Origin of the sequence: Hydrogenophaga sp., from assembly GCF_048549895.1 — a bacterium.
Taxonomy (GTDB): domain Bacteria; phylum Pseudomonadota; class Gammaproteobacteria; order Burkholderiales; family Burkholderiaceae_C; genus Hydrogenophaga.
Genome location: NZ_JBLYYB010000229.1, coordinates 1 through 6,458, shown reverse-complemented (window position 1 = coordinate 6,458; position 6,458 = coordinate 1). Strand labels below are relative to the sequence as shown.

Genomic DNA, 6,458 nt, shown 5'->3' with positions numbered 1-6,458 from the left:
CGAGACCGTGGCCTGGGCGCGCAACGGCTGGTTTGGCCACGACGTGCGCGACTTCGCGCGCCGCGTGCAGTGCCCCACGCTGGTGATCCACGCCGACCAGGACCAGCGCGTTCCCTACGCCAAGGGCCAGGCGATCCACGAGCTGGTGCCCGGCGCATCCATGATCACGGTGGGCGCGGGTGGGCATGTGCAGCCCGCGCGCGATCCGGTGATGTTCAACCGCGCGGTGCGCGACTTCGTGGGCACCGCTCCCCGGCACACCACCTGGACGCGCGCCATGGCACGACCGCGCCGCGCGTTGTTCATCTGCAGCCCCATCGGTCTGGGCCACGCGCAACGCGACCTGGCCATCGCGCGCGAGCTGCGCAAGCTGCAGCCCGATCTGGCGATCGACTGGTTCACCACCGACCCGGCCGCGCGCTACCTGGAGCGCGAGGGCGAGCGTGTGCACCCGATCTGCAAGCGCCTGGCCAACGAGAGCCGCCACTTCGAACAGGAGGCCGGTGAACACGACCTCTCGGCGTTCTTCGCCCTGCGCACCATGGACGAAATCATGGCGCGCAACTTCATGACCTTCGTCGACCTGATGGAGGCCGAGCACTATGACGTGGTGATCGGCGACGAGGCCTGGGACGTGGACCACCAGTACCACGAGAACCCCGAGCTCAAGCGCCAGCCCTTCGTCTTCCTGACCGACTTCGTGGGTTGCCTGCCGACCCAGGCGGGCAACGAGCGCGAGGCTTTTCTGTGCGCCGACCGCAACGCCGACGACATCAAACACGTGGCGCGGTACCCGCACATCCGCGACGCGGCCATCTTCGTGGGCAACAGCGAGGACGTGACCGAGCAGCCCTTCGGCCCGGGCCTGCCCGGCATCCGCGAATGGACCGACCGCAACTTCTGCTACTGCGGCTACGCCTTGCCGTTCGACCCGGCCACGCTGGCCGACGCCGAGCGGCTGCGGGCCCTGCACGGCTACCGCAGCGACGAACGCATCGTGATCGCCACCGTGGGGGGCACCGGGGTGGGGCGCCACCTGCTGCACCGCATCACCGAGGCGTTTCCGCGCATGAAGCAGCAGGAACCGGGGCTGCGCCTGATCGTGGTGGCTGGCCCGCGCATGGCCGCCGATGAGTTGCCGCGCCTGGACGGGCTGGAGGTGAAGTCGTACGTGCACAACCTGTACGAACACCTGGCGTGCTGCGACCTGGCGCTGGTGCAGGGCGGCCTGTCGACCACCATGGAGCTCGTGGCCACGCGCCGACCGTTCCTGAGCTTCCCGCTGCAAAACCACTTCGAGCAGTGCGTGCATGTGCGCCGCCGGCTCTTCAACTACGAGGCCGACCGCTCGCTGGACTACCGCGACCTCTCGCCCGAGCGCCTGGCCGAGCAGGCCCTGGCCGCCATGCACCAGCCGGTGCGCTACCGGCCGGTGGAGACCGATGGCGCGATGCGCGCTGCAGTGCGCATTGCCCAGGCGCTGGAGAACCGGCACTGGGCGGGCTGAGCGTCCCTATCATCGGTGGCATGAAGCCACGCCCCACCGACAGCGCCGATGTTTTGGTGCTGCAACACCTGTTCGAAGACGGCCCGGGTTTTCTGGGCCATTGGCTGGAGGCGCAGGGCATCCCCTGGCACCTGCGTTGCGCCGAGGCCGGCGAGGCTTACCCCGCCTCCGTGCGCGGCTACCGGGGCCTGGCCGTGCTGGGCGGCGCCTGGAGCGCGAACGACGAGCGCCCCACGCTGCGACAGGCCGAGGCGCTGATCATCGAGGCCGATGCGCTGGGCATCCCGGTGATTGGCCACTGCCTGGGCGGCCAGCTCATGGCGCGCGCGTTCGGCGGGCGGGTGGAGCCCCTGCAGCAACCCGAGGTGGGCTGGTGGCCCATCAACCGGGTCGACAGCCCCGCCGCGCGCGAGTGGCTGGGCGATGCCGAACAAACCACGGTCTACCAGTGGCACCAGGACAGCTTCACCCAGCTGCCACCCGGCGCCGAGCTGCTGGCCTCAAGCGCCACGTGCGCGCACCAGGCGTTTGCCTTGCGGCAGCACCTGGCCATGCAGTTCCACATCGAGATCACGCCGACCAAGATCCGGGACTGGATGGAGAAGCCCGGCCATGCGTACCCGGTGAACGTGCTGCTCCATCGCGACAGCGTGCAGGACCCGGCCTCGATGCATGCCGCCACGCTCAAGCACCAAGCTGCCAGCGAGGCCATGGCCGACCGCATCTACCGGGTGTGGCGCTCGCGCTTCTAAACCGTGTCTTGCGGCGGCACGGTGAGTTCGTGCGCGCCCATCCAATAGCAGAGCAATGGCGCGGGGATGCGCATGATCTGCGTCGTGGCCTGTGTTTTCGAAGGCACTGACGGCAAGACGCCAAAGTCGTCCAGCGACTTGGTGACCACGTAGCCGCGCGCGAGCTTCTTTTGCTCGCACAACTCCAGCAGGCCTTTGAGTTCGCGCGCCCCGGTGTGCTGGGCGCGGTACTTCACTTCAAATGGAATGATCTGGCCGGCGACCTCGGCCACCAGATCAACCTCGCGGTCTTTTTTGCCGCGCCAGTAGGTGAAGCGCACGTTCTGTGGGTAGTAGCGTGCAAACAGGTGCTTGAACACGGCGGTCTCTGTGGCCACGCCCAGAGCGGCGGGGTCGTCCAGCAGGGTTTTGCCTTTGAGCATCACGGCGGGCGCGATGGCCGCGTCGGCCAGGTACACCTTGAAGCGGGCACGCAGCACGTCTTTGCCGTAGCCAAACGGCGGCAGGCGGTAGATGAGGTGGGTGGCTTCGAGCAGCTCGATGAAGTTTTGAGCGGTGGGGCGCTTCACCTCCAGGTTGGCACACAGGTCGCCCATGTCGAGCAGGCCGCCGTCGTGCATGCACAGGTAGAGAAAGGTGTGCTCCAGATCGAGCACGCGGCGCACGCCGAACAGCGCGGTCATGTCGCGCTTCAAGACCTTGTCGATGATGTCTTCGCGCAGCAGGCGCTGGGCCTGGGTGATGCTCTCGACCTGCGCGGTTTGCGGAAAACCACCCCGGACCAGGTATTCGTGAAAGTGCCCCACGTAGGGTGCGGCGGCTTCGCTGGTGCGGTAGAAGTCGGCAGCGCTCCAGTCGAACAGATCGCGCAGTGACTTGATCGGCGGCAGGGCGGGCAACTGCAGGTTCTTGATCTGCAGGTACTCGTAAAACGAGAGCGTGGTGAGGCGGATGGTGTGCCAGCGGCCCACGCCCGACTCCTGGCCTGCTTCCACCAGCGGCATGGCCGAGCCGGTGAAGGCGAGGCGCCGGTCCTTTCGGAAATCGACCTGGTGTTTGACCCAGGTGCCCCAGTCCCGGATGAACTGGGCTTCGTCCAGAAACAGGTATTCAAGCCCGTCGGCTTTGGGCTCGCGCGCGCGCCAGGCGTCCAGCACCGCGTCGATGCCCGCCAGCTTCAGCAAGGGGTGGTCAAAGGTGGCGTACAGGATGTTGGCGGCGGGCACGCCCGCCTTGAGCAGGGCATCGGCCGCCTGCAACATCAAGGTGGTCTTGCCGATCTGCCGCGCACCCGAGAGCAGCACCGCGCGTGGCGCTGGCGGGTTGCTCATCCAGGCGTGCAGCTCGCGGTAAGCCGCGCGGCGCCAGCCCGGCAGATCCGCAATGGCCTCGTCGCGCCACCAGGGATTGAACTGCGACAGGACCGCGATGAGTTCGTCTTGGGACACCTTCATGCACTGAATCCTACCAAAAACAGGATATCAATGCATTTATGGTTTAACTAAATCACAAATTTAGTGCAAAAACTGCAAATTAGAGGCGAATTTCGCGAGCTTGCCCCAGCGCACTCAGTCCGTCACACCCGGCAGGTCCAGGCCCTCTTTCGGGATCGGCCGGGGCCGGCCTTCCATGTCGATCGCCACGTAGGTCAGGCTGGCTTCGGTCACTTTCACGTACTGGCCCTGGGCCGAGAAACGTTCGGCGAACACCTCCACCTGCACCGTGATGGACGTGTTGCCCACGCGGGTGACGTGGGCGAAGAAGCTCAGGATGTCGCCCACGCGCACCGGCTGCTTGAAGATGAACTGGTTCACCGCCACCGTGGCCATGCGTCCGCGCACGTAGCGCGCCGGCAGCACGGCACCGGCCAGGTCAACCTGGGCCATGACCCAGCCGCCGAAGATGTCGCCGTTGGCGTTGCAGTCCGCGGGCATGGGAATGACCTTCAGCACCAGTTCCCGGTCGTGCGGCAGGGTGGTTTCGGGATTCGGGCTTGTTTTGCTTGTCATGGTCACAATCTCCAGTTGCTCACGATTCTCACGCATGCGCCCAGACAACCCTTCCCAAGCCACCGTTGCCCTGCCCGCCGCCCCCGGCGCCGCGGGCAGCCCAACCGTCCAGCGATCCGACTGGGTCACGCTCAAACGCTTGTTGCCCTACCTGTGGCAATACAAGGTGCGCGTGGTGCTGGCGCTGGCTTTCATGGTGGCGGCCAAGATGGCCAACGTGAGCGTCCCGCTGCTGCTGAAACAGCTGGTGGATGCCATGAGCATCAAGCCCGGCAGCGTGGAAGCCCTGCTGGTGGTGCCGCTGGGTTTGCTGCTGGCCTACGGCGGCCTGCGCCTGTGCACCAGCCTCTTCACCGAACTGCGCGAGCTGGTGTTTGCCAAGGCCACCGAGGGCGCCACGCGCAGCATCGCGCTTCAGGTGTTTGGCCACCTGCATGCGCTGAGCCTGCGCTTCCATCTGGAGCGCCAGACCGGTGGCATGACGCGCGACATCGAGCGCGGCACGCGCGGCGTGCAGTCGCTCATCTCGTACTCGCTCTACAGCATCATCCCCACACTCATTGAAGTGGCCATGGTGCTCACCCTGCTGGGCACCCAGTTCGACATGGGTTATGTGTGGATCACGCTGGTGGCGCTGGTGCTCTACATCACCTTCACCGTGGTCGTGACCGAGTGGCGCACCAAGTTCCGCCGCGAGATGAACGAGCTGGAGTCCACCAGCCAGACGCGCGCCATCGACTCGCTGCTGAACTACGAGACGGTGAAGTACTTCAACAACGAAGCGTTTGAAGGCCGCCGCTACGACGAAGCGCTGGAGAAGCTGCGCCGCGCGCGCATCAAGAGCCAGACCACGCTGTCCATGCTCAACGCGGGGCAGCAACTGGTGATTGCGGTGGCGCTGGTGCTCATGCTCTACCGCGCCACGCAAGGCGTGGTGAGCGGGGAGATGACGCTGGGCGACCTGGTGATGGTCAACGCCTTCATGATCCAGCTCTACATTCCGCTGGGTTTCCTGGGTGTGCTCTACCGCGAGATCAAGCAGAGCCTGACCGACCTGGACAAGATGTTCGTGCTGCTGGAGAAGGAGCGCGAAATCGCCGACCAGCCGGGTGCCCGGCCGCTGGTGCTGGACGGCCCGCCGGCGGTGAAATTCGAGAACGTGCGTTTCTCCTACGAGCCGGCGCGCGAAATCCTGCACGGCATCAGCTTCGAGATTCCGCCCGGCAAGACGGTGGCGGTGGTCGGGCCGTCGGGTTCGGGCAAGAGCACGTTGGCCAGGTTGCTCTACCGTTTTTACGACGTGACCAATGCTTTGAGCGGTGTCGAGCCAGGCCCGCATGGCTTTGGCCGCATCACCATCAACGGGCAGGACATCAAGGGCGTGACCCAGTCCAGCGTTCGCCAGGCCATCGGCATCGTGCCGCAGGACACGGTGCTGTTCAACGACACCATCGAATACAACATCCTCTACGGCCGCCCCGAAGCCGGGCACGACGCGGCGGTGCATGCCGCGCAGGCCGCGCACATCCACAGCTTCATCGAAAAGCTGCCGCTGGGCTACCGCACCATGGTGGGCGAGCGTGGTCTCAAATTGTCAGGCGGTGAAAAGCAGCGTGTGGCGATTGCGCGGACCTTGCTGAAGAACCCGCCCATTGTGATTTTTGATGAGGCCACCTCGGCGCTGGACTCGGCGAACGAGCGGGCGATTCAGGCGGAGCTGAAATCAGCCGCGCGCAACAAGACCACGCTGGTGATCGCACACCGGTTGTCCACGGTGGTGGACGCGCATGAAATTCTGGTGTTGGTGAACGGGGAGATCGTTGAGCGGGGGACGCACTCGGATCTGGTTTCCAGGGGTGGGGTTTATTCGGGGATGTGGGCTTTGCAGCAGAGTGGGGCTGATTGATTTCTTCTTGATGTTTTTTCTTTCGTAGCGAGCCGGGTCTCGGCCCGGCGGCCGAGGCACTTTTCTTTGCTTCGCCAAAGAAAAGTGCCCAAAAGAAAGGCGAGCCGAATTCGCTGTCCCTGCGCTTTGCTTCGGGCACGCTGCGTTGCTCGGATCGCCCGGGGTGCGCACAAACTTGTCCGCTGCGCGGCCTTCGGACATGTGCGCCCCTTGTCCGGACGCTCCTGCGCTACTCGCCAGCGAATGACGGCGGGGGAGCCCTCACCCCAGCCCTCTCCCAGAGG

At 65.5% G+C, this 6,458-nt stretch carries 5 protein-coding genes; 3 read left to right on the top strand and 2 right to left on the bottom strand.

Features of this window, described 5'->3' with window-relative positions:
• Together ACN4F8_RS21230 and ACN4F8_RS21225 are read left to right on the top strand one after the other, a co-directional pair.
• The coding region (locus ACN4F8_RS21230; RefSeq protein WP_419475398.1) for a glycosyltransferase at positions 1-1,507 on the top strand (1,507 nt) is incomplete at its 5' end.
• A gap of 20 nt (positions 1,508-1,527) precedes the next feature.
• Complete coding sequence (locus ACN4F8_RS21225) at positions 1,528-2,259, top strand: type 1 glutamine amidotransferase (RefSeq protein WP_419475397.1); 732 nt, start codon at positions 1,528-1,530, stop codon at positions 2,257-2,259.
• On the opposite strand, the gene ACN4F8_RS21220 is transcribed toward ACN4F8_RS21225, so the two are convergent.
• Together ACN4F8_RS21220 and ACN4F8_RS21215 are read right to left on the bottom strand one after the other, a co-directional pair.
• Entirely contained in the window at positions 2,256-3,713 is a 1,458-nt protein-coding gene (locus tag ACN4F8_RS21220) for an ATP-binding protein (protein WP_419475396.1), read from the bottom strand. The two genes, ACN4F8_RS21225 and ACN4F8_RS21220, sit on opposite strands and share 4 nt — an antisense overlap.
• Positions 3,714-3,827: 114 nt before the next feature.
• On the bottom strand, positions 3,828-4,268 hold the full coding sequence (locus ACN4F8_RS21215; protein ID WP_419475395.1) for an acyl-CoA thioesterase: 441 nt from the start codon (positions 4,266-4,268) through the stop codon (positions 3,828-3,830).
• Between the two features lie 34 nt (positions 4,269-4,302).
• Here ACN4F8_RS21215 and ACN4F8_RS21210 point away from each other — a divergent pair, with 34 nt between their 5' ends.
• Positions 4,303-6,174, top strand: a complete 1,872-nt coding sequence (locus ACN4F8_RS21210) for an ABCB family ABC transporter ATP-binding protein/permease (RefSeq protein WP_419475394.1) — start codon at positions 4,303-4,305, stop codon at positions 6,172-6,174.
• The last annotated feature ends 284 nt before the right edge of the window (positions 6,175-6,458 follow it).